The 21,892-nt window shown below is 62.9% G+C and carries 21 protein-coding genes; 8 read left to right on the forward strand and 13 right to left on the reverse strand.

What is annotated here, in order from left to right; genetic code table 11:
* Positions 1-12 precede the first annotated feature (12 nt).
* From DEIDE_RS13905 to DEIDE_RS19915, 5 genes are all read right to left on the reverse strand, one after another.
* Positions 13-288: a hypothetical protein gene (locus DEIDE_RS13905; protein WP_049760541.1), complete on the reverse strand. Its 276-nt coding sequence runs from the start codon at positions 286-288 to the stop codon at positions 13-15.
* A gap of 41 nt (positions 289-329) precedes the next feature.
* Positions 330-1,220 (reverse strand): alpha/beta fold hydrolase, encoded by an 891-nt coding sequence (locus tag DEIDE_RS13910; RefSeq protein WP_012694603.1) that lies wholly within the window; start codon positions 1,218-1,220, stop codon positions 330-332.
* A gap of 301 nt (positions 1,221-1,521) precedes the next feature.
* A complete protein-coding gene (locus DEIDE_RS19150) occupies positions 1,522-1,674 on the reverse strand; it encodes a hypothetical protein (protein WP_193589577.1) in 153 nt (50 codons plus the stop codon).
* 108 nt (positions 1,675-1,782) lie between these two features.
* The gene (locus tag DEIDE_RS13915) at positions 1,783-3,249 is read right to left on the reverse strand and encodes a glycoside hydrolase family 32 protein (protein ID WP_083764283.1); all 1,467 of its coding nucleotides are present in this window, start codon (positions 3,247-3,249) and stop codon (positions 1,783-1,785) included.
* Positions 3,250-3,439: 190 nt separating this feature from the next.
* Positions 3,440-3,544 carry a hypothetical protein gene (locus tag DEIDE_RS19915; RefSeq protein WP_415543526.1) on the reverse strand — a complete coding sequence of 35 codons (105 nt, stop codon included), beginning with the start codon at positions 3,542-3,544 and terminating at the stop codon, positions 3,440-3,442.
* 360 nt (positions 3,545-3,904) lie between these two features.
* On the opposite strand from DEIDE_RS19915, the gene DEIDE_RS13920 reads away from it, so the two are divergent.
* The 6 genes from DEIDE_RS13920 (at position 3,905) to DEIDE_RS18140 (ending at position 13,001) form a co-directional block, all read left to right on the forward strand.
* The gene (locus DEIDE_RS13920; protein WP_012694606.1) at positions 3,905-4,885 is read left to right on the forward strand and encodes an LLM class flavin-dependent oxidoreductase; all 981 of its coding nucleotides are present in this window, start codon (positions 3,905-3,907) and stop codon (positions 4,883-4,885) included.
* Between the two features lie 1,056 nt (positions 4,886-5,941).
* Positions 5,942-7,489: a GGDEF domain-containing protein gene (locus DEIDE_RS13930; RefSeq protein WP_012694607.1), complete on the forward strand. Its 1,548-nt coding sequence runs from the start codon at positions 5,942-5,944 to the stop codon at positions 7,487-7,489.
* A 242-nt stretch (positions 7,490-7,731) separates the two neighbouring features.
* Positions 7,732-9,996, forward strand: coding sequence for a putative bifunctional diguanylate cyclase/phosphodiesterase (locus DEIDE_RS13935; RefSeq protein ID WP_162485646.1), 2,265 nt, complete (start codon positions 7,732-7,734; stop codon positions 9,994-9,996).
* 340 nt (positions 9,997-10,336) lie between these two features.
* Positions 10,337-11,383 (forward strand): CobW family GTP-binding protein, encoded by a 1,047-nt coding sequence (locus DEIDE_RS13940; RefSeq protein ID WP_012694609.1) that lies wholly within the window; start codon positions 10,337-10,339, stop codon positions 11,381-11,383.
* A 275-nt stretch (positions 11,384-11,658) separates the two neighbouring features.
* On the forward strand, positions 11,659-11,829 hold the full coding sequence (locus DEIDE_RS19400; RefSeq protein ID WP_012694610.1) for a zinc ABC transporter solute-binding protein: 171 nt from the start codon (positions 11,659-11,661) through the stop codon (positions 11,827-11,829).
* A 284-nt stretch (positions 11,830-12,113) separates the two neighbouring features.
* Complete coding sequence (locus DEIDE_RS18140) at positions 12,114-13,001, forward strand: hypothetical protein (RefSeq protein ID WP_242403002.1); 888 nt, start codon at positions 12,114-12,116, stop codon at positions 12,999-13,001.
* A gap of 151 nt (positions 13,002-13,152) precedes the next feature.
* Here DEIDE_RS18140 and DEIDE_RS13955 read toward each other — a convergent pair whose 3' ends face one another.
* On the reverse strand, positions 13,153-13,659 hold the full coding sequence (locus DEIDE_RS13955; RefSeq protein ID WP_041227698.1) for a hypothetical protein: 507 nt from the start codon (positions 13,657-13,659) through the stop codon (positions 13,153-13,155).
* Positions 13,660-14,321: 662 nt separating this feature from the next.
* Here DEIDE_RS13955 and DEIDE_RS19160 point away from each other — a divergent pair.
* Complete coding sequence (locus tag DEIDE_RS19160) at positions 14,322-14,504, forward strand: hypothetical protein (protein WP_162485647.1); 183 nt, start codon at positions 14,322-14,324, stop codon at positions 14,502-14,504.
* A 331-nt stretch (positions 14,505-14,835) separates the two neighbouring features.
* On the opposite strand, the gene DEIDE_RS13965 is transcribed toward DEIDE_RS19160, so the two are convergent.
* On the reverse strand, positions 14,836-15,687 hold the full coding sequence (locus DEIDE_RS13965; protein WP_012694612.1) for an intradiol ring-cleavage dioxygenase: 852 nt from the start codon (positions 15,685-15,687) through the stop codon (positions 14,836-14,838).
* Between the two features lie 412 nt (positions 15,688-16,099).
* Between DEIDE_RS13965 and DEIDE_RS13970 the strand changes: the two genes are divergently transcribed.
* Positions 16,100-16,468, forward strand: a complete 369-nt coding sequence (locus tag DEIDE_RS13970; protein WP_162485648.1) for a DUF3060 domain-containing protein — start codon at positions 16,100-16,102, stop codon at positions 16,466-16,468.
* Between the two features lie 259 nt (positions 16,469-16,727).
* Here the strand turns inward: DEIDE_RS13970 and DEIDE_RS13975 are convergent, their stop codons facing one another.
* From DEIDE_RS13975 to DEIDE_RS14000, 6 genes are all read right to left on the reverse strand, one after another.
* Positions 16,728-17,141 (reverse strand): M24 family metallopeptidase, encoded by a 414-nt coding sequence (locus DEIDE_RS13975; RefSeq protein ID WP_242403003.1) that lies wholly within the window; start codon positions 17,139-17,141, stop codon positions 16,728-16,730.
* A 248-nt stretch (positions 17,142-17,389) separates the two neighbouring features.
* Complete coding sequence (locus tag DEIDE_RS13980; protein WP_012694615.1) at positions 17,390-18,388, reverse strand: threonine ammonia-lyase; 999 nt, start codon at positions 18,386-18,388, stop codon at positions 17,390-17,392.
* Positions 18,385-18,801, reverse strand: a complete 417-nt coding sequence (locus DEIDE_RS13985) for a RidA family protein (protein WP_041227702.1) — start codon at positions 18,799-18,801, stop codon at positions 18,385-18,387. The genes DEIDE_RS13980 and DEIDE_RS13985 overlap by 4 nt, the downstream gene beginning before the upstream one ends.
* A 200-nt stretch (positions 18,802-19,001) precedes the next feature.
* Entirely contained in the window at positions 19,002-20,372 is a 1,371-nt protein-coding gene (locus DEIDE_RS13990) for a sensor histidine kinase (RefSeq protein ID WP_012694617.1), read from the reverse strand.
* Positions 20,369-21,052, reverse strand: coding sequence for a response regulator transcription factor (locus DEIDE_RS13995; RefSeq protein WP_012694618.1), 684 nt, complete (start codon positions 21,050-21,052; stop codon positions 20,369-20,371). The genes DEIDE_RS13990 and DEIDE_RS13995 overlap by 4 nt, the downstream gene beginning before the upstream one ends.
* A gap of 178 nt (positions 21,053-21,230) precedes the next feature.
* Positions 21,231-21,836 carry a hypothetical protein gene (locus DEIDE_RS14000; RefSeq protein ID WP_012694619.1) on the reverse strand — a complete coding sequence of 202 codons (606 nt, stop codon included), beginning with the start codon at positions 21,834-21,836 and terminating at the stop codon, positions 21,231-21,233.
* Positions 21,837-21,892 lie beyond the last annotated feature (56 nt).

A 21,892-nucleotide genomic window follows, 5' to 3' on the forward strand; every position in this document is an offset into this window, starting at 1 on the left:
GATAGGGGGACGTCAGACTGCCAGGTCCTGCACCATCGCAATGACCCAGATTCGTGGCTGCAATGATGTCCTGGCAAAGCATCCGGCGTGGCGCATGATGCGCACGAACGCGTCCCGAACCCACCGATCGGGATTCGGGACCCTCTTCTTTTGAGCGAACGCGTACAGGAGCCGGGCGTACCGTCGGTGCAGTTCCCGCAGGGCGCTGAGGTCCTGCCCGGCAAGCGCCTGAAGCACCTCAGCGTCAGGCTGTCCTTCCCAACCTGTCATGTCATTGTTCGCCGTCATAACTCACCACATCAGGTTGAGAAGGTGAAGGGAAGGCATTCTCAGCGCAGGTTGTTGGTGCGGGCCCAGGTGAGGATCGCCTGATTGGCGGCCGCCGCCTTCTCGTAGATGGCCGCGTGCGCCGCACCCGGGATGATGACCAGCGCGCTCCCGGGGATGTTCTGCTGCATCTTCAGGCTGTATTCCGGTGGATACACCGTGTCCTCGCGCCCCTCGAGAATCAGGGTCGGCACCGTGATGGTCTTCAGGGTGGGAATCGAATCCGGGCGGGTCGCCAGGACAGTCGCTCCAGCGACATCCGCAGCCACACTGGCCTGCTTGACGATGGTGGTCAGGAACGCCACGTCCGCCGGACGAGTCGCGCGGGTCTGCCCGGTGAGCATGTCCTTGAGCAGTTCCGGTGCCAGGGACTGGGGTCCGAAGGTGCTGGCCTTCTGGGCCATGCCCTTCCAGATATTCTGTTCGACGATCCCAGCGGGGTTGGCGATGGTGTTGATCAGGATCAGGCCGCTAAAGCGCTCTGGTGCGGTGCGCCACATCTCGAAGGCAATCGGGCCGCCCATGCTCATGCCGCCAACAATGGCTTTGGGGACGTTCAGCTGGTCCATGACGGCGAGGGCGTCCGCAGCGTAGGTCTGGAGGTTGCCGGGATTGCTGGCTGGCGCGGTGCTCTGGCCGTACCCGCGGTGGTCGATGGTGATCACGCGGAAGCCAGCGGCAGCAAGGGCGTCGCGGTTGCGGGCGAAGAGTTCACCCGAGAGCGGGTAGCCATGCAGAAGCAGCATAGGGGTGCCTGCGCCCTGGGACACGTAGTGAATGCGCGCGCCATTGACGTCCAACATGCCTTCCTGACGTCCCGCTTCTGCTCCTCCAGCTTGAACCGTCCCGACGGACACCACCATCGCCAGGGCCATCATCGTCCAGTTCTTCATAGTGCTCCTTGTTCCGGCCTTCAACATGAATCACCGGGATGTTTCCAGCACTGAGTTGGTTGCCTGACTGAGGGTACGTCCAGGGGAGGCGTACCAAGTACGACCAGACTTCATGCCATCTTGAGACCGTAGGAGGCGAAACCATGCCAGGTAAACGGGAGCAGACCGTGAGGGACGCTTTGAAGCAGTACCGCACGCCCGACCTCCCTTAAGGACATCGCTATTAAGTTGTACCCGGCAACGATGACAGAAGTGTCCATTTAGACCAGAGGAACGCCCCCGATGTAAGACATCCAGGTCGTCAGCGGATCGCTCCGTTGACCTCGGCAGGGAAGAACCCGCCTCTTGGAGCCAGGGACACGATGTTCAACTCACGCGGCAGCCGACTGAAAACCACCGTATTCGCGTCGGACAGCACGATGTTCGTATCGCCCGTACGGACCGGTTGCCTCATGCCCTGGTCTCGCATAATCCAAAAAAATTTGTATGCCGATTTCACTTAGTAGTCACTGTCCCCCTCTGTAATGAGGGACAGGGGACGGCCCCGGCTTCGGGTCTCCCCTCAAGGGGTGAGCGCACCTGACTCACCCCAGATGGACCGCCACCACCAGAAGGTTCCTTCCACCTCGGGACGTCCCGTGACTGGCTGGAGACGCACTGCCTCCACCGGCGCGGCAGGCAGCAGCAGATCCGTCAGGACCACCCGGCCACCCGCCGCGAAGACCTCCACGGAACTCGTGTCGAGCAGCAGCGTGAACTCGATAACCTCCCGCCCATCCGGCAGCGGAGCGACATGCGTCCCGCCAAACCCCGGCACGTCCGGGTGTTCGGGCCGCGTGACCCGAAGGTCCGCCCGGGAAACCTGAACGCTCGCCTCAACGCCCTCAGCAGACAGAAACTCGACCTGTAGGGCGGAGTCACCGGGAAGGTGCACCATCAGATTGAATTCATGCGCCGCCCCGGCACGTAGAGCGAACGTTCGCGCCTCCAGCAGTGGCCGACGCTCAATCCGCGTGATGTCCTGACGCAAGGCCTGCAATTCCGGCACGGGACGCTGAACCAGATGCCACGACGCTCCCAGGGACACTTCGCGCGGCACCGTGAACGCCCCCCGCCAGGGAGAGGTGGGCAGCACCGTGGCGTACTCCCAGTTGTTCATCCACGCCAGCCACACCCGCCGCGCCGGCAGGTCACTCCACGACAGGGCCGCGTAGAAGTCCTTGCCGGAATCCAGGGTCCGTGACGGCGTGAGCGGCGAGAAGGTCGTACCGTCAAAGTCTCCCACCCAGTACTGCGCGCCGCTTCCTCCGTACGGTCCGCCCGGATTGAAGTCCACCTTCAGCACCCAGCGTTCCACGCGCGCCTCGTCCGTCAGCGGGAAGAACTCCGGAACTTCCCAGATCCCGTCCACTTCCCCGGCTGGTCCGAACGTGCTCAGGGGAAGCCAGACGTGCAGGTCAGAGGAAGCGTAGAACTCCACCTGCCGCTCGTCTGGATGCACCACGACCATCACCCAGCGGCCGCGCGCCTCGTCCCGGAAGACCTTCGGGTCACGGAAGTCTGACCGGTCCAGGTCCAGCACTGCCATGTCCCCGCCGTACTGCCACGTGTGTCCCTGGTCGGCACTGAACGCCAGGTACTGCGCTTCGTGGTGCCGCTTTTCCAGATGTGTTCGTTGGGGGTGGACGTCGGTATGCCCGGTGTACAGCGCCACCAGAGGCGGATGCTCGGCGTTCCCGAGTCCAGAGGTGTTGTGCCAATCCACGACGGCGCTTCCGGAGTAGATGACGTGCGTTTCACGCGCGGGCAACGCAACGGGGTGTTCCGTCCAGTGGAGCAGGTCGGTGCTGGTGGCGTGTCCCCAACTGAGGTTGCCAGGGGTGAGGCCAAGGGGGTTATGTTGGTAGAACAGATGGAATATTCCGTCGACGAACACGAGGCCGTTCGGGTCGTTGACCCAGTGTTGGCGCGGGGAGTAATGCACCTGCGGGCGGTGGCGCTCACGGTAGGTTCGGTGTTCGTCGGACATAACTCAAGCTACCCGCGAACGGTGAGGGCCGCAGACTGCTGTTCGGACCACTGGAAGACAGGGTCCTGGCGACCTGCCTTGAGATAAGCGAGTGCAAGAACCCGGCACCATCCTTGAGGGCAGACTGAGCGGACCCCACAATCAGCACGCTGGCCAGGTGTGCGTCACATGATCCTTCCCGGTGTTCTCATCAATGGGACCGGCTGAAGAAGGTGGCCCCCTCCCCGGGTCTGGGCGTCAGCCAAGCCCGCCCTCCCTGCTTCTCGGTCACGCGTTTGACGTTCGCCAGGCCCACGCCGGTGTCCTCGAACTTGTGCTGATGGTGCAAGCGAGAAGCACAAGACAAAGACCCACCTGGCCCGCCGACTCATCAGGACGGGGCGTACCATACGCACGGTGACTGAAAGCATGACCCCACCTTCCACCTGTGCGCAAGGAGTGCAGCCAGCCTCTGGTGTGGCCACCGTGCTGGCACTCCCGTGGTGTTGATGCGCCGCACCTCTCCACCAGACGGCGCGGACAGCGACTTGGCGCACCTTCCCTCCACACACTGCTCCTCGGTCTCTTCGTCCGCGAACCAGGACACGAGCCGCCGTCCAGGAGTCCGCGAACCACTTTCCCGCTCTTGGACGTACCTCTCCCTCAAAGGACACCTATGATCCCACTCTCCATACTTGAACTTGGGCGCGTGCGCCAGGGCTCCGACCGCCGCACTGCGCTGGATGAAGCCAGAACACTGGCGCAGCATGCCGAACGGCTGGGCTACCGCCGCATCTGGGTAGCCGAGCATCACAATTCACCCGGCGTCGTCACGGCCGCCACCTCTATCGTGATTGCCCATCTTGCTGCGGCCACCACCACCATTCGCGTGGGCGCCGGTGGCATCATGTTGCCGAACCATGCGCCCTACGTGATCGCTGAGCAGTTCGGCACCCTCGACACCCTCTTTCCTGGACGAATTGACCTGGGCCTGGGCCGCGCGCCCGGAACCGACCAGTTGACCCTGGGGGCCTTGCGCCGGAATCCAGCCAGCGCAGAGACGTTCCCTCAGGATGTGCGCGAGCTTCAGTCCTTTCTTACCCCGAAAGGCCCCACCCAGCGCATCGAGGCGGTCCCGGGCTCAGGCACGGAAGTGCCGCTCTGGATTCTCGGATCCAGCCTCTTTGGTGCACAACTGGCAGCAGCCCTGGGCCTGCCGTACAGTTTCGCGTCTCATTTTGCGCCGCAGGCGCTGCACCAGGCGCTGAGACTTTACCGGGAGGGGTTTGTGCCCTCGCAGCAGCTGAACAGACCCTACACCTTGATCGGCGTCAACGTGATCGCAGCCGATACGGATGAGGAAGCGCGCCACCTGGCAACGTCACAGCAGATGTCGTTCACGGCGCTCGTCCGGGGGACTCCGGGACTCATGCAGCCGCCCATCGAAGACATTGACACGCACTGGACCCCTCAGGAAAAAGTCCACGCCGGGCAGATGTTGCGGTGCAGCGTTACTGGCAACCGTGAAACCGTGCGCAGTGGATTGATGAGCCTGCTGGAGGAGACCGGCGCAGATGAGCTGATGATCGTTTCCGACGTTTTCGATTTCGAAAAGCGACTCCGGTCGGTGGAGATCATCGCTCAGGCCATGAGCTGACCCTGACCCGCAAGGGACTCGCGTCTACATCCGGTGAAGTCACGATTGACTCCAAAACGTGTTCCTGTGTGGTCAGGACGCCCCGTCGTGGTGAAGCGTCCAATTCTGGTGTTGCCGGCCCTCTGGATCCTGAGTACCGCGTCAGCTCAGCGGGTGACCCTCCCGAACGGCGTGTGCGAACTCCGGTCTTGCTCACGCATCACTCAGGGCGTGCTGTACGACCCTTTTTACTGGCCTTAGCAGCAGCAGTTCATGTCTCTCCTGACGAGTTGGGTCGTGCCGTGGGCCCCCGCATGGCCGGAACATTCCCGCGAGCAGCCTGAGCTTCGCCGATTCAAACTGGCAGGCCTGTCCAGCACCTCGAAGACCTTCGAAGCCATCCCTATGAAGGTCAGGGCGCTGATCTCTGTTGAAACTACGGCATGTCCAGTGCTGACGGTCGCCGACCAGGCCATCGGCAGCTCCGTGGGAAGTGCAGGTGCTGCAGCGCCAGCCAGGACCTCCAGCAACCACGGGTATACGGCGGGACCCGCCAGAATGCAAAACGCAGCGCGGGAAGCAAGCGGGTGTGCAGCCGCGTGAGGGACACGCCCAGCATCATCGCGCCGTAGTCCACAGTGTCCCGGTTGGACAGTCCGCTGAGGTGCAGCAGGGGAGACGGTCCCGATGTGGGCAGGAGAGGCAGCCCCTTCCGGAAGTTCATAGGACTTCATACCTCACTGACAGAGACCGTACCGACCTTGCAGGCACCAGCGCCATTCAATCGCTGTGACAGCTGTCGCACACTTCCCGCAGGTGCTGGGCACCACGTCCTTTGCCGCCTTGTACATCGCCCTCCCTGCGATGGGTGCAGTGGCGCTGCTGATGGTGTATTGGGAATGTGCCTATACCCTCACTGTCAACGATATGGGGGGTTTCACGGTCTGGCAGCTCAGGAAATTGTCAGAACCAGGGCCCTACAGTGGCTGGTGAGATGAGTACGTCGCACGTGGTTTCAAGATGGATGGTGACCCCAGCCCCTCCTGGTTGGGCGCGCCCTTCAGGCAGAGGCACGCCGTGACGGCTACGCCATGCATCACCGCGTTGCAGGACACGGTAAGGACGCTTCAGGCGCAGATTGCGGCGGCAGAGGACGGCCCCGAAGCTCTGGCCCTGCTGCACCGGGATGCAGCCTACGCGGCGCTGGATGTCGGCGACACGGCGGCTGCCATGACGCACGCGCTGAGCTGCCTGGACCTGGCCCGCGCCGTGGGCGAGGCGTCCCTCAAAGCCAAAGCGCATGTGGCGCTCGCATTGGTGCAGGCCGAGGTGTACGACGATATGGGAGCGTCACAGCACTTCGCGCAGGCGGACGCCCTTGTCCGTGAGGCGGGCGATGACCGCGGCGTGGCCCTGGTGGCAGTGAACGCCGCGCATTACGAAATGGAACGCGAGCAGTCTCTCGCCGCCGTCACCCGGCTCCAGGCGCTGCTGGATTCGCCACAGGCGCGGGGCGTGGACCTCGGCCCGACCGAGGATCTGAAACAGGTTCTGCACATCAACTACCTGGTCAGCGCCGCGGGAGCACAACTGGGGGGCGAGGTCCTCCCGGGCGCCGTGACGCGTCAGGTGGGGACATCCCGGGCGTTGCTGGAAACCTGGCTCATGAATCGCCAGCACCTGGGCCAACCATTACGGGTGCTCGAAATACTCGAGGCGCTCACGCTGGTCGCCCTGATGGACGGGCAGCATGAACGGGCCGCTCACCTGGCCGACGAGCGGGTGAGGCTGGCCGTTCAGGCAGACGGACCCCTGCTGGTGGGCCGGGCCCTGCTGGACCGGGTCCGGGTGCACGAGGCGGCGGGGGCGTGGGGCGCGGTGGAAGCGGACGCCCGGCAGGCGGCGATCGCCTTCACGTCGGCGGGGCACGAGCTGTTCGCGACGCGTGCACGCGAGCGGCTGGCCGAAGCCCTGGCACGCCAGGGCCAGTTTCAGGCGGCCTTCAACGTGCAACGTGAGGCGACGCGGCAGGTGTATGCCCTGTACCACGGCTTCTATCAGCAACGGGCTCTGGTTGGGCAGATCGAACAACAGGCCCGCGACGCCGAGGTGCGGGCCACCGCGTTTGCCGAAGCGGCCCTGCGCGACTCGTTGACCGGTGCGCCGAACCGCGCCCATGCGATGCAGGTGCTGGCCGGGTTGCACGCCCAGGCACGGCAGGGACGCGGGAGCGCCGTGGTGCTGATGGATCTCGACCATTTCAAGCGTGTGAACGACACTTACGGTCACGCGGCCGGGGACGACGTGCTGACCCGGGTCGTCCAGGTTCTTGGCGCGGAGGTTCGGGGGATGGACTGCGTGGCCCGCTTCGGGGGCGAGGAGTTCATCATCATTCTGCCGGGCGTGTCTCTGAACGCCGCGGAGCAGGTGTGTCTGCGCCTCAGTCAGGTGCTCGCCGAACTCGAGTGGCCGGCCATTGACCCGGATCTGCGGGTCACCGGCAGTTTTGGCGTGGCGTGTTTGCGTGACGGGGCCACCCTCACGGAGACCCTGAGAGAGGCTGACGTCGCGCTGTACCGGGCGAAAGCCGCCGGCCGGCATACGGTTCGCGTATTGGGCCCCTGAGCCGGTTCACGAGTGCGTGGTCGGAGCCAGTCGGACCCGCACACCCTATCGTCCATTCCGGCGACAGCCCGGTGGTCCTAGTGGGTCACGGTGATTGAGCGAATGGATTTGGTTTCATTGAGAACCGATTTCCGAGACTGCCTGGGAAGCGTGTCTTTATCTGAGCGGCTCCTTACACCCTGTGACAAGCCGGTCATCCCTAAGGACCTACAGTGGGCCTCCGGGCCTCGCGGCTTGCCTCCATGACTCAACTTCTGAACGAAACCGAATTTGCGTCCTGGCACCACCTGGTGGACAGCCTGCCGGAGCGGTCGTTTGACCAGGTGGCGGTGCTGGCGGCCGTCGCTCTGGCCGCTCCGGCCGTGGTGATCAGCCTGTGGGGCAACCAGGGCTGGGTTGTGAAGGGCGCCTCCGGTCTCAGTCCAGCACAGGGCAAATGGGGTGACCCGTTTGGCCTGCCGACCCTCCCACAGGCCGCCTGGGTGGTCCCGGACACTATGCTTGATCCCCGGTTTAAACAGGAAGCGTCGGTGGCCGGGCCCCCCCACCTGCGCTTTTATGCGGGAGTACCGCTTACCCTCGAAAGCGGCCTGACCGTCGGCACACTCGCGGTGATGGACACGTCGCCGCGCGACGGGCTCACCGAGCACCAGGCGCACCTGCTGGGTCATGTGGCCAGTCTGATCGTCGAGCAGCTGCATGCCCGGCGCGAAACTGCCCGGCAGCAGGGCCTGGAGCGCCTGCACCATGACGTCATCCATAACGTTCAGGACGTCGTGTTCCAGACCGATAGCCGGGGCTGTTGGTCGTTTCTGAACAGTGCCTGGTCGCGCCTGACCGGACACGACACGCAGTCGTCCCTCGGTCGGTCGGCGCTGGAGTTTATACACCCGGACGATCAGGCTCAGGTGCAGCAGGCCTTCGGCACGGTGTTGACCGGACAGGCGGCCACCTGTCGGCAGCACGTGCGGCACGTGACCGCCGGCGGCGCCTTCGCGTGGTTCGACGTCTATGCCCGCGCGGTGCACGACTCCCAGGGCCGCGTCACGGGTGCGGCCGGCACCCTGCGGGATATCACCGGGGCGAAACAGGCCGAACTGCACCTGCGGGCTGAGAAGGCGGACCTGGAACGGCGTGTGCGTGAACATACCCACGAACTGGCCCAGCTCAGCGCGCAGGCCCAGCACGACGCCCTGCGCGACCCCCTCACCGGTCTGGGCAACCGTACGATGTTCCAGCATCGGCTGCGCGGGCTGCTGGAGGACGGCTGGCCCGCGCGCCGCGCGGCAGTCGTGCTGCTGGACTGCGACCGCTTTAAACAGTTGAACGACACCTTCGGTCACAGCGCTGGCGACGAGCTGTTGCGACTCGTGGCTGGCCGCTTGGCCAGAGAAGTGCGGGGACCCGACACCCTCAGCCGTCTCGGCGGTGATGAATTCGGCCTGCTGCTGGGTGGCGTGGACACTCCGGAGATGGCTCTCGGGGTGATGCAGCGGGTTCTGCGGGTGGTTCAGCAGACAGCCACGGTGCAGGGGCGTGAGTGGCCCGTGCAGGTGAGTGCCGGTGTGGTGCTGCTGCACGACCAGGACCACGCTGTGGATGAGGTGCTGCGGAACGCGGACATCGCCCTGTGCCATGCAAAGCGGCGCACGCGGGACAAGGTCGAGGTGTTCAAAGTGAGCATGCACACTGCGTTGCTGGCCCGCACCGAACTGGAAGACGACCTGCGTCAGGCCCTGCGCAACGGGGACCTGCACCCGCACTACCAGCCACTGGTGCGGGTGCAGGACGGACACCTGGTTGGTTTCGAGGCGCTGGCCCGCTGGAATCACCCTGAACGTGGCCCGATCAGCCCGGCCGAATTCATCCCCGTGGCGGAAGATAGCGGCCTGATCATCGACCTGGACCGGGCCATCTTCGAACAGGCCTGCGCGCAGTATCAGCAGTGGCAGGCGGCTGGCCTGATGTCAGCGCCCCTGACGCTGAGCTCGAACGCCAGTGCCCGGCAGTTTCTGCTGCCGGATTTCGCGCCATTTGTGCAGGCGACGCTGGCGCGCACTGGCCTGAGCGCGAACCTGGTGCACCTGGAAATTACGGAGAGTCTTATCCTGGAGCAGAGCCATGTCGTGACGGCCAACCTGGCGGCCCTGCAGGCCCTTGGAGTGCATCTGCACATCGACGACTTTGGCACGGGGTACTCCAGCCTGGCCTACGTGCAGCGGTTGGCGGCCTCAGCCCTGAAAATTGACCGGTCGTTTACGAACCGGATCGGCCAGGCCGAGGCCGGTGAGGAACTGGTCCGGGCCATTCTGGGCATGGCCCGTGCCCTGGGAATGCATGTCGTGGCCGAAGGGGTCGAGACGGACGAGCAGTGGGTGTGGCTGCGTGAGGTGGGCTGTGACCTGGCGCAGGGCTTCCACTTCTCCCGGCCATTGGCCGCACTGGACGCCGAAGCGCTTGTGCAGCGCGCTGCCCTTGAGGCTGTCAAAGCGTTCAGCCCTGCCTGAGGGGCCGTTCTGACAAAGGACGAGTGGAGTGCTGCCTCAATCACAGTTCTCTCGCCTCCTGTTCCCTTCCCCGAAGGACCGTGGCGCTCAGGCGGCGGCAAGGGGACGCGCTGCTTCCGATCTGGCGATGACTCCAGGTACCCGGCTGACAGAGCTGTTGACCAGGTGGCGTCGCCAGGGAACCGGGCCAGTTCACGCCCTGACTTCTTGTGCTTGAGGACCGGCACAGTCCAGGAATATTGGCTTGGGTAACGCCAGGCCGCAGTACCTGGTCGTGGGGGGCAGCCCGAGAAGCTTTGCACTCCTGCGTAATAAACGATATTAAATTATCATTATCATAATGAACCTCTCCAAGCCTGTTCCCATCACGGTCCTCTGCGGCTTCCTCGGCGCCGGTAAAACCACCCTCCTCAACCACCTGCTCACACAGACGACAGGACGGAAAATTGCTGTCATCGTCAATGAATTCGGCGCCGTCAACATCGACGCCAGCCTGGTCGTCAAAACCGATGAGCAGACCATCGAGCTCAGCAACGGCTGCATCTGCTGCACATTGCGCGGCGACCTGCTCCACGCCGTGAACGACCTGCTGGACACCCGTGACCTCGACGCCATCTTGATCGAATCCACCGGCATCGGTGAGCCTTTGCCCATCGCTCAAAGCTTCTGCCTTACCCCGGAAGAGCTCGAACTCAGCAAAGAACCCGGACAGCCTCCCATCCCCAACCTGCTGGGCCGCGTTCACGTCGACGCCATGGTGACCGTTGTCGACACCGCTCAGTTCTTTCCCCTGTGGAACCGTCAGGACGCCATTCCCGGTGACGAGTTCGAACGCGGCTTCGGAGAACTGCTGGCCGAGCAGATCGAGTTCGCCGACATCGTGGTGCTGAACAAGCTCGACCTCGCCGCGCCAGACGACCTGGCGCAGCTGCGTGAACTGGTTCGTATCACCAACCCACGTGCCCGCCTGCTGGAAGCCACCCGTGGGACCGTTCCGGCAGACCACGTCCTGAACGTCGGCCTGTTCGACATGGACAGTGCCATGCAACTCGACGCCTGGATGGCGGAGCTGGAAAAGGAGCACACGCCCGAAAGCGAAACGTACGGCCTGGGCACCCACGTTTACCGCTCGCAGCGCCCGTTTGACCCGGAACGCCTGCATGCCGTGCTGGCCCAGGGGCTCCCCAGGAATGTTATCCGCAGCAAAGGCTGGGTGAACCTGGGTAATGACATGGCCACCCTCTGGAACCACACCGGACGCCAGCTGGCCCTCGAGCAGGCAGGCACGTGGCACCGCCCGGAAGAAGCCTTCAGCGAGATCGTGTTTATCGGACACGACCTGGACGCGCCCGCCCTGGACGCCCTGCTCCATCCAGCCCTGGCCTGAACAGCCCGGCAAGAACGGCAGAGAAAAAGCTCGTTTCGCCGGGAACAGGAGAACATCACGTGCCCCGTATCAGTGCACTGACCGGAAGGAAGAACCTGGTGGTCAACAGCGTGACCCGGCGTGGGCCGCAAAACGACCAGCGTCACCAAACGCGTTCAGAAAGCCAACCTATTGAAGAAGTCTGTCCTGATTCGCGGCCGGCGTGAATGCGTCTTGCTGAGCACTTCCATCCTCCGAATGCGTGAATACGGCCCCGTAAAAGGCATGGCCCTGGCATGAAACGCCTGTGTCTCACCCCGGCCCTCGTTCCAGGCTGCGCGCAGGCATCTTCCCGTCAGATCAGCGCTCTGACTTTCATCATGGCCGACTTCGTTATGGTTGTCGGCGGCAGCCGGGTCAGCGTGTATGTGATCGTGCCCGCCGGCGGGGACACGCACACGTTCTGAACGCTCCGGGCCAGCGGCTGGTGTCGCGCTTATGGTCAGGACGGGAAGAAAAAACTCTTCCTTCAGTAGGAGTAAGGCAAAAGTGTGCCCTTATCATTAAAGAATTTCTTGACAGGGACTGGTATTCGGCAATCAGGTATCTCCATACAATCGTGGACAGGAGGAAAAACTTTGCAGCTCCTGTGATTCTCCTGGCACACCTTGTCATGGGGTCTGCCTTTGCCCAGTCCACTCAGGCGCCCCCTCCAACGTCCAGGCCTCCTGCCGTCGCTCCTGTTGCTCCCGTGTCACCGGCCCCTTCAGGCAGCAATACAGGCAACACCACAACACGCACTGCAACGGACCCGTGTCAGCAGTTCAGCCTTTCCGCGTCAGGCAATACTCGCCTGACGCCGGAACAGGAAGCTCAGCGTGCCGCCAGTGAGCGCCGCTGCATAGAAGCGAATTCAGGTAATCCCGACGTGCTGCTGGATATTCCCAACCTCAGCGTTGAGGAAATCACCCTGGAAGTAGAAAACCTCCGGGCAAACGTGGCCCTTGACGCCCGCCTTGCCAACCTGCTGCTTCTGACCGCTGGTGCGGACGTGTCCATCGACAAGGTCAAGCTCACCATCAAGGGCGTGCGTGCACAGGCTCTGCTCAAGGTCAACCTCGACAACGTGGCACGGATTATTGACCGAACGCTGACCACTATTGACCGTAATCCCCAGATACTTGAGCGGCTGCTGACCAGTGTGGATAACGCAGTCGGGACAGTTGGGAACGTTGCCAACACTGCCGTTCAACCAGGGGGTGTCGTGGACCGTGCCGTTGGGACCGTCGGACAGACGCTGAACAACGTCACGCAGCCTGGTGGTGTGCTGACCCAGACCGTCAACAGCCTTGGGCAGACAGTGCAGCGCACCATTGACGCCACCGGCAACATCGTGGAACGTACCGTAACCTCCGCCGGTCAGGTGCTCGGGCAGACGCTGACGGTGGGCAATATCAGCAGCCTGAAAGTCCTGCGCGAAACGAACAATGCTGCAGGCCAGATCGTGCGTCAGCTACAGGACACCACGGGGGCCATCTTTGAAGTCACTCTGGACAAGGACAATCGGGTGATCGCCTACCGCCTGCTGCAGGCCGCGCCAGGGACCACTCCCGCGACGCCTGCTCCTGGCGGGAGATAAGGCAACAGGAAAGCAGGGGCCCTGGGAAGGGGCCCCTGCTTTCCTGTTGTGGCAGGAGGGCCTGCCACCAGTCTGCGCCCCGCAGGTGCCTTGCCCTTCTAAATAGGTGAGCTGATGTGGCAGGCAGGGCAAGGAGGTTCGTACACTGCCTTCAGAACAGCGGAAGAATCAGAGGCAGCGTCAGGGGCAGGCCGTTGACGCTCAGGGAAGTGCTCATCCCGACGCTCACGCTGCCTACCGAGGTAGACAGGCCCAGAAGGGCGTTGAGTTGCTGTGGCGTGACACTGGGCCGGCTGCTTTCTGCAGTTCCCGACGTTCCGTTGAGCAGCGCGCCCAACGTTACGGTGCTGTTTCCATACACCAGCACAACTTCACCCAATGTGGTGCCCGGAGTGACAGGCTGAGCGAGCTGAAAGAGTCGGCTGGCTCCGGGTCTTGACAGACGCAGGAAGGTGCCTGTCGACAGGGTTCCTGAGACCTGCAGCTTTCCTGTTGCATCGAAGGTGGCGACCGGTTGCCGACTGGCATCCAGGATCTCAAAGGTATAGGACACGGCAGCAGCGGGGCCTGTAGTGACTGGCGGCAGCGAGGCGGGAGGCTGTGCCGCCGCAATGACGCAGGTCGTCAGGATCGTAGTCAGAACTATGGCTCGTTTCATGCTTCACCAGAAGGCGGTAACAGGATGAGAGTACCCAACCTAAATAAAATGAGTCCTGCTGCACTGCGGCTATCCACATCAAAGAGTCTAGCCAGCTGTGCCGCGCTGCGGTCCAATCGAATCTGGAGATATGACTCATCAGGAGCCGTTCCGGATGTCATCCGAATTGTCTTGAAGATCGAGAGCAGTTGGTGGAGGGGACGGTGACACATGGTGACCCTCCTTAAGCTCGGTGGCATGGGCAGAAGGTCATACTTTCCGCAGCATACAAAGCAGAACCCCCAGAGCGTAAATTGATCATGGAGGAAGATCAGCCCATTCCTGTTTGCTTCATTGCTAGGGTTGCCGGGCAATGGACGACTTCTACAGGGGGTACCGGGTCAGGGTGATGCACCACACCCAGGACGAGTACGTAGCGACAGCCCAGTACTGTGACTCAAATGAGGCTGCGGAGGGTGGTTTCACTCATGCGTTCCTGTTTCCGGCGGAAGTGTATCCAGATAAGGCTACCGTCATGATGTATTTGCGAGCCTACGTGGACGGCATGGCCCCTAAATCAGTCCCTCAAAGAGAACTGAAGGATCCTCAACCCATGCGACAGCCGGGTTCCTGAACAGCAGGAAATCCGGTTTCGTTCGACATCCAGTCTGATCTATGAGCTGGTGCTCAGTCGTTCAATGCGGATCTGTGGGACCGCCCCACTGTTCAATACGCCAGGGCAGCTGGTGCTGACCACGCTGATGTTCCTGGGATGCATCGGACCCTCAACGTCCACCACTGCATTTATGCAGCGGCAGTATCACCGCAGCCGCTACCCGGTGGATAGGTCCATCTTCATCGGTTGAGCCATTGGAAGTTGTCCGTCCAGAGGTCCCTCACTATAGAGCACAAGGCCAATCAATGCAGACGTCCTTCTGAGCTGTCTGCCGCCATCTATAACTGTTACCCGGTATGTTAGAGCGGCCCGGCTCTGCGATGCACCGTGGGGTGCAGTCTCCAGCAAATTTGGATAATGGCCACACAGGAATGAGCAAGCTCAACGCCGGGGCATGAACACGTGTGCGCCGACGTGTCGTTGGCCCATGTCCCCTCAGGTGGCTCGGAATCAGGACTTCCCAGACCCTTTATTTGCCTCCCTTGCAGGCATGGAGAGTGCGGCCACTGCGGAGCTGTGAATTACCGGGCGAGACCAACAGTGAGGCTGGCTATGTAGCCCCTGGCAGGCGTGCCGGTCACAGAGGCCATCTGGGCGGCGTAGCCGTCACGAAACACCATGTCGCGGTCCAGTGACAGCCGACCCAGATTGCTTAAACTGGGACCATGCCCCGGGGTGGCGTATACCGCGCGCGACGCACTTTCCGGCAGGGCGAGCTGCGACGTCTGAATCTTGTTTCGCGCGGACGTCGCAGAGGCGAGTGTCGGGAACACCTCGAAATGTATATGTGGCCAGCGTCCGTCGTAGCAGCCGGGGTAGATGGTCTGGAATGTCAGCGTGCCGTCCTTGCTGGTGGCCTGTACGCCCCGCAGGTAATCCTCCCCGACCACGTTGCGGCTGTACATGCTGTATTCGCCGTTTGCGGTGCAGTGCCAGGCGTACACCGCATAGCCTGCCAGCGGCGCACAGCCGCTGTTCACGTTGACGAGGGTCATTTTCAGGGTGAGGGGCACCCCTTGAGCTTGGTTTTTCGTTCCGAGACTGGTACGCAGGTCCGAGCGGACGATGCCGCTGCGGGACAGCACATTCTGAGTCTGGCCGGAGGCCGCGCTGCCGTCGGCGGGATACGGCCCCGCCGTTTCGAAAGGAATGACCGGCACGCAGGTAGCAGTGGTGCGTGCCGCGGCACTGGTCAGACCCAGACTTCCACCAATCAAAGTGGCGATACCAGCGCCGCCGAGGGCCAGAATGCGGCGGCGGTCGACCACTGCCCGGGCCAGCATATCGAGGTCGGCAGTCAGGCCGAGATCATTGAAGTCGTCGTGGTGGTCGTGGTCGTCAGCTGGGTACGGCAGAACGCGGCGGTTTGTCATGGTGGAGCCTCCTTGAGCGCAGGAGGGAACGCCTCGTTCCTCCCCGTGTCTTCTTGAGACTCAACGTAAGGGACACGTGTTCAGGAGCTGGGTAGACCGTATGAAGATCTCTAGCAGCCTGCTCAACCCTTCCGCGCCTTGATCACCCCGGCAGATGCGCGTCCCGGCCGAGTTCACGGTGCTGCAAAGGAGCGTCGCAACCACAGTCAGCACAGTGGAATGTCATCAGGAGCAGGGCTTGTGCTCAGACGGGGGGCTCGGAACCCGGGTAATTCACGTCACAGTCCACCCCAGATATTTCGACCCAAAGAACCGCTGAGAGCAGGAGCTGGCACGTGGCACCGAAGCGTCTACCTGAAATGCTTTGGCCTATCCTCACGCCGCGTCAGACGACCGAACGCAGAGTAAAAGGATGAAGTCACTCCTTCTTATGGGCCTGATGGTCACTGGTCTCGCCGCCGCACAAACGCAGGGCAGTGCCACCATTCGTGAGAACGGACGCAGCTACACCATCAACTGCTCCGGCAACAACGATGTCATCTCCGTACGCGGAAACCACAACGCCATCTCGCTGACAGGAATCTGCGAGAACCTCGTGGTATACGGCAACGGGAACAGCATTTCGGGGGGCACGCTGCTGAAAGTCTGGCTGAGAGGCAACGACAACGCCGTCTCCGCCCCACAGCGAACCTCAACGCCCGTCATCAGCAATACTGGGAAAAACAACCGCTACTCGATTGGAGCCGTGACGTCTGTGTCCGTCAAAAAGGTCGAGAAGTAAGACAGAAACGATAAAAAACGACGATAGAACTAAGAAGCCCTCATGGCTCCATCTCCTGAAGCAACGGAGGGGTCTTGCCACGGGTGAAGACAAACTGGTCAAAGCGCCTTCTGACCAGCTTGTCTTCTCGTTCCCGATGATGTGCACTGGAGCGCTGAGGCCGTCAGAATCAGAGGTTTCTCCTTCGTGATCATGACCCTATGCTCAAAATGAGCGGCCAGGCGGCCGTCGGTGGTGCGCAGGGTCTATCCGTAAAGCCTCAGCGCTTCACCTCATTTTCGGCAGCCTGACCAATCACATGAACCGGGCGCCCAGTCTTCGCTGCAGCCATCCCGGGATGAAACGCAGTCTCAGTGCATTCAATCAACATCATCACGGCAGGAGATGCCGGGGGAACCGACACCGTCACCGCAGCGTCGGCGACGGAGCCATCGACAAAAGGCGTGACATCAATGCTCACCACGTCTCCCGCAGTCAGCGGGCGTTGCGTCGGAAGGCCGTGAACAATGTGGTCATTCACGCTGATGAAGACGTTGACCGGGGCGTGGCATGTCATGCGTGGGGCAGACTGGGCCCCATGCCGGCGAAACACCGATCCCGCGAGGGCATCAAGCTCAGCAGGGGTCTCGCCCGGACGAATGGCCGCCTTCAGGGTGCCGAGCGTCTCAGCCACACCTTGTCCTGCTCGCTGCATCCCCTCAGGTCAGGATTGGTGTTGATGGTCATGTCGTACTGTAGGCCAGCAGTACACTTCGTTTACCCCTTTCATCTCCACACCGTGCCGGTAAACGCCGGACTGGCTGGTGAACAACAGACGAACCGCGCAACGGGTGGGGAACCTTCGGTCACGAGAAACTCCTGGGATTTATTCTGGTCGTCCTTCACACCAACCGGCAGGATTGTGCGGGGCAGGGAAGACGGTCAGGATTCCAGGAGCAGCTGCCCGCGCGTTACAAAAGCATGGAACGACACGACGTCAACGTTCGCACCGCACGCCACGATCCCCACCCGTTTGCCGCTCAGGCGCGCTTTCAGCGGACCAAGCAGCGCCGCTGTTCCCGCCGCCGTCGCGGGTTCTGTCACCAGCTTCATGTCACGGAACAGGTAGAACATCGCCCGGCAAAGCTCATCGTCCGACACCCTCACCACCTCATCCACAAAGGCGCGGCACACGTCAAACGAATAACGCAGCGCAAACGGCGCCCCCAGGCTGTCCGCGATCGTTGTTACGCGCTCCAGGCGCACCGGTTCACCTGCGCTCAGACTCTGGGACAGCGAGTCCGCGCCTAGCGGTTCGACGCCGTACACCTGACACTGCGGCTGGAGCTGCTTTACCGCCGCTGCCACCCCAGAGATCAGCCCCCCGCCTCCCACAGGCACAATCACCGCGTCCAGGTGCGGCACCTGATCCATAAACTCGAGTCCAACGCCCGCGGTGCCCTGCGAGGTCAGCGGCCCGTCAAACGGGTGAATCATGGTGCGGCCTTCCTGCGTCTGGATGGACTGCACCCACTCGAACGCCTGATGCACGTCCGGGGCGAGGTGCACGTCGGCGCCCAGGGCTTCGCACGCCTGAACACGGGCAGGACTGGAATGCTGGAGCATCACCACTTTGGCACTCACCCCCGCTTCCCGGGCCGCGTACGCCACGGCAATAGCATGATTACCCGCACTGACCGCCGTGACCCCCCGCGCCCGGGCCGGCGCATCCAATGCCTGAATGGTGTTCAGCGCTCCACGCAGCTTGAAGGTGCCCGTTTTCTGAAACAGCTCCAGCTTCAACCAGACCTCCGTTTCGGGGGTCAACTGCTCGGGGATTGCGCCAGTCTGCCAGCGCCACACGGGCGTGCGCAGTACTCCCGGTTTCAGACGTGCGTGCACATCCCTCAAGGTTGACAGACTCAGTTCCTGAAAGTTCATGCAGTCTCCGCGCCACCCAGGGCAGCCGTGCCCTGAATCTCGACACTGGCCCCCAGGGGAAGCGCCTGCACAATGACGGTCGTGCGGGTCGGGAGAGGATCGGCAAACGCCGCGAGGTACAGCTCATTCAGTCTGGTGTAATCGTCAGGGGTCGTCAGGTAGACATTCACGCTGACCAGGTCCGCAAGGCTGAGCTGGTGCGCCTCGAGGATGCCTGTGAGATTTGTCATCATCTGCGCGAATTCTGAGGCGAAGCCGCCGGGCACAAGCTGCTGCGTCTGAGGGTCAAGGCCCACCTGCCCAGAAATAAACAGGAGCCCGGCGGCCTTCCGGGTCAGCGAGAAAGGTCGGCGGGCGGAGGCTGCAGGACCTGCCGGGGGTTGGGCGCCGGACGTCCGGGAATCTGAATTCATAGGTGACTGTATGCGATGCCCATGCGGAGGCACAATCCCCGCCTCGGGTGCGGCCTGACCTCTGGGGCTTCATGGCCACGATCGTCCTTGACCCCACCTATTGAAAATGAGGCTCAGCCTTGCAGCCCACGTCTCCTGCTCCGGTGAATGCTCCCGCGAAACCGCCTCGCTTCAGCGTGCCCTGCCCGCCCTTGGCTCCTTCAGGACAGGGCAGGCGGCAGCGGCAGGGTGAACGTCACGGTCGTGCCGCTGCCAACCGCACTGGTGATCCTGATATCACCCCCGTGTGCTTCGACGATCGTCTTACAGATACTGAGGCCCAGACCACTTCCGCCGCCGGAGCGGGCCTGATCTGCCCGGTACAGTCGGTTAAACACATGCGGCAGATGCTCTGGTTGGATGCCGTCGCCCGTGTCCTTCACACTCACGGTCAGGCTCTGGCCAGCCACCTCTGCGGTGACCACCACCCGCCCACCGGCTGACGTATGTGCCAGAGCATTACTCAGGAGGTTCTGAAGCACCTGCGTGATGCGGACGACATCAACGGAAGCCCTGACCCCCGCAACCTTCAGATGCGTTTCGAGTGTTACGTCCCCCTGCCGGGCCATCTCCTCAAAGGTCGCGACGGCACCCCGGATGAACGGCTCGACCTCCGCCAGCTTGTGGTTCATGTGGAGCTCCCCTGCGTCTGCCAGCGACAGAAACCGCAGGTCGTTGACCAGTTGCGAGACGTGCTGGGTTTCCTGGTGCAGGCGTTTGAGACGTTCAGAAGTGGGTTTGAAGGTGCCATCGAGAATAGCTTCCAATGTTCCGGAAATCACGGCCAGAGGCGTATTGAGGTCGTGGGCAATATCGGCTGTGAGCTGCCGCCGGGCCTGCTGGCTGCGGACCACGTCCTGGTGCATTTCTCCGAATGCATGCAGCACCTCGCCAAACTCGTCTGTGCGGGTGCTCTGATGTGCTATGGGCGCGTCGCCACGCTGCAAGGCGCGAATGCCCCGGCGCAGTTCACTCAGGGGCCTGAGCAGGGTTCTCGACACCAGCAGGCCCATCACGACGGCCAGCACGGTTGCCCCGAGCATAGACCAGCCGATGGCCTGGGCAGTCCGCGACAGAAAGTCCTCCCCGCGCCTATCCGGACGGGGCCGCATGCCCGAAGGAATCAGGTAGGCCACGACCCTGTTTCCAACCGTGACCGGGGTGCCTTGCGGCCGGGGTACCCGGGTGCCCCGAGGAACGTTTGGTGTCGAAAAGACGGCGCGTCGCTGCTCGTCCAGCACCAGCCAGGAACTGCGGGAAACACCGGGGGTGCGTGGGGGAGGGCCGGCTCGGTCGCCATTTCTTGGGTGCGGCTCGGATGGCCGGAAGCCGCTCACTGTTCCGTTGGCCTGCACGTAGGCCTGAACCTGCGCCGTCAGGCTTTCCTGCGCCTGTGCGCCCAGCAGGGCACTGAACTCCGAGCGCGTGTAGACCGAGGAAATGAAACCGACGGTGCCCAGCGCGGCCGCGCTGACCAGCACAAACGCCAGTGTCAGCCGCCAGGCCAGGGTTCGCCAGTAGGGACGCTTCATGGCGTCAGGTCTGGATTCAGGCGGTATCCCATGCCGAACACCGTTTCAATGAACCTCGGCTTGCCCGGTTCCGGCTCAATTTTCGCGCGCAGGTTCCGGACATGCACGTCGATGGTGCGTTCCGCACCCAGAGCTTCTTCCTGAAGCTGTTCCAGCAGTTCCAGCCGCGAGAAGACCCGTCCGGGAGCCCGGAGGAATGCTGCCATCAATTCAAACTCGGAACGGGTCAGATCGACCCGGCTGCCCTGTACCAGGAAGGTTCTGGACGCCGCGTCCATTTCCAGTTCGCCGGCCCGGACAAACGCTGAGGGCGGCGCTTCGTTGCCGCGGCGCAGGTGTGCGCGCACGCGGGCCAGGAGCTCAGCCATCGAGAACGGCTTCGTGACGTAATCGTCGGCACCGAGTTCCAGGCCCAGCACCTTGTCGAGTTCAGCGTCACGGGCCGTCAGAAAAACTACAGGAGCATGCTCAGCAGCGCGGAAACGCCGGAGGAATTCCAGGCCGTCCATGCCGGGCATCATCATGTCCAGCAGCACCAGGTCAGGCCGGTGATGGCGCACTTCAAGCAGGCCCTCGTGGCCGTTGGACGCCACCCGGACCCGGTACCCGTGCTCCTGGAGGTACTCGCGGACCATATCCCGGACCCCAGGGTTATCTTCCACGATCAGGATGGTCTTCATTCGGGCCTCCGTGTGGGGCAGGGGGACAAGGGCGAAACTGGCGTGTCCGGCATACACAGAATGTGCCACACACGAAGGGGCCACCCCGGCCGTCGATGGTTCAGATTGACAGCCAGGGTGACCAACGCGGATTTCGCTGGACGGCGACCTGCGCCGTCCAGCATCCCTGTTCAGGTCGTCAGCGGCGCCGAGGGGTGCGGGGAGCAGGCTGTCCCGGCTGGGTGGAAGTGGCCTTCAGGTCCACGACGACCCGCCCACCCGGCCGTTCAATCACCGCGAAGCTTGCCTGCTGAGCCGCACGGTTCAGGGCCGTGGCCTGGGACTCCGGAGAGCCGGTCAGCTGAATGGTCTGCGTCGGCTGGGCGCCCTTCAGCGGATCACCGTTGTAGAACGTGACGCGCGTTGCCCCGCGAAGGGCGCCGCCAAGCTGGTTCAGGGTTCCTCCCTGCTGAGCCTGGGGAGAGTTGGAGGTGCCTCGCTGATCTGATGGCCGGGCAGGCTGAATGTGCATGCCCCGCGGGTTGTGCGCCTGGGCTCCCCGCTGGTGTTGCCCGGTGACTCGGCCCTGCCGGGCATCCGGCCGGTGCATGCCGGTCTGTGCCGGACGCTCAGTCCCGCGGTTGTCACCCGCCCTGGTCTGGTTCTGGTGGGCTGCCTGATGCTCTGCCGGTCGCTGGTGTGCCTGAGCGGCAACCTGACGCTGGGCGGACGTTGAACTGGTGGCGGACGCGGTTCCGGCGAGGACGGTGAGGGCAAGCAGGGGGGTCAGGATCGTATGGCGCATGGAATTCTCCTTTGCAGGCTGTAGTGGGGGTGGGCCTCGCCTGACAGCGAGGCCGG

Source organism: Deinococcus deserti VCD115, from assembly GCF_000020685.1.
GTDB lineage: Bacteria > Deinococcota > Deinococci > Deinococcales > Deinococcaceae > Deinococcus > Deinococcus deserti.

What these genes read in the sequence shown, in the direction of transcription:
- DEIDE_RS13905 (WP_049760541.1), bottom strand. Translation starts at nt 288, where the DNA reads ATGACGGCGAACAATGACATGACAGGTTGGGAAGGACAGCCTGACGCT.
- DEIDE_RS13910 (WP_012694603.1), bottom strand. Translation starts at nt 1,220, where the DNA reads ATGAAGAACTGGACGATGATGGCCCTGGCGATGGTGGTGTCCGTCGGG.
- DEIDE_RS19150 (WP_193589577.1), bottom strand. Translation starts at nt 1,674, where the DNA reads ATGAGGCAACCGGTCCGTACGGGCGATACGAACATCGTGCTGTCCGAC.
- DEIDE_RS13915 (WP_083764283.1), bottom strand. Translation starts at nt 3,249, where the DNA reads ATGTCCGACGAACACCGAACCTACCGTGAGCGCCACCGCCCGCAGGTG.
- DEIDE_RS13920 (WP_012694606.1), top strand. Translation starts at nt 3,905, where the DNA reads ATGATCCCACTCTCCATACTTGAACTTGGGCGCGTGCGCCAGGGCTCC.
- DEIDE_RS13935 (WP_162485646.1), top strand. Translation starts at nt 7,732, where the DNA reads ATGACTCAACTTCTGAACGAAACCGAATTTGCGTCCTGGCACCACCTG.
- DEIDE_RS13940 (WP_012694609.1), top strand. Translation starts at nt 10,337, where the DNA reads ATGAACCTCTCCAAGCCTGTTCCCATCACGGTCCTCTGCGGCTTCCTC.
- DEIDE_RS19400 (WP_012694610.1), top strand. Translation starts at nt 11,659, where the DNA reads ATGAAACGCCTGTGTCTCACCCCGGCCCTCGTTCCAGGCTGCGCGCAG.
- DEIDE_RS13955 (WP_041227698.1), bottom strand. Translation starts at nt 13,659, where the DNA reads ATGAAACGAGCCATAGTTCTGACTACGATCCTGACGACCTGCGTCATT.
- DEIDE_RS13965 (WP_012694612.1), bottom strand. Translation starts at nt 15,687, where the DNA reads ATGACAAACCGCCGCGTTCTGCCGTACCCAGCTGACGACCACGACCAC.
- DEIDE_RS13970 (WP_162485648.1), top strand. Translation starts at nt 16,100, where the DNA reads ATGAAGTCACTCCTTCTTATGGGCCTGATGGTCACTGGTCTCGCCGCC.
- DEIDE_RS13980 (WP_012694615.1), bottom strand. Translation starts at nt 18,388, where the DNA reads ATGAACTTTCAGGAACTGAGTCTGTCAACCTTGAGGGATGTGCACGCA.
- DEIDE_RS13985 (WP_041227702.1), bottom strand. Translation starts at nt 18,801, where the DNA reads ATGAATTCAGATTCCCGGACGTCCGGCGCCCAACCCCCGGCAGGTCCT.
- DEIDE_RS13990 (WP_012694617.1), bottom strand. Translation starts at nt 20,372, where the DNA reads ATGAAGCGTCCCTACTGGCGAACCCTGGCCTGGCGGCTGACACTGGCG.
- DEIDE_RS13995 (WP_012694618.1), bottom strand. Translation starts at nt 21,052, where the DNA reads ATGAAGACCATCCTGATCGTGGAAGATAACCCTGGGGTCCGGGATATG.
- DEIDE_RS14000 (WP_012694619.1), bottom strand. Translation starts at nt 21,836, where the DNA reads ATGCGCCATACGATCCTGACCCCCCTGCTTGCCCTCACCGTCCTCGCC.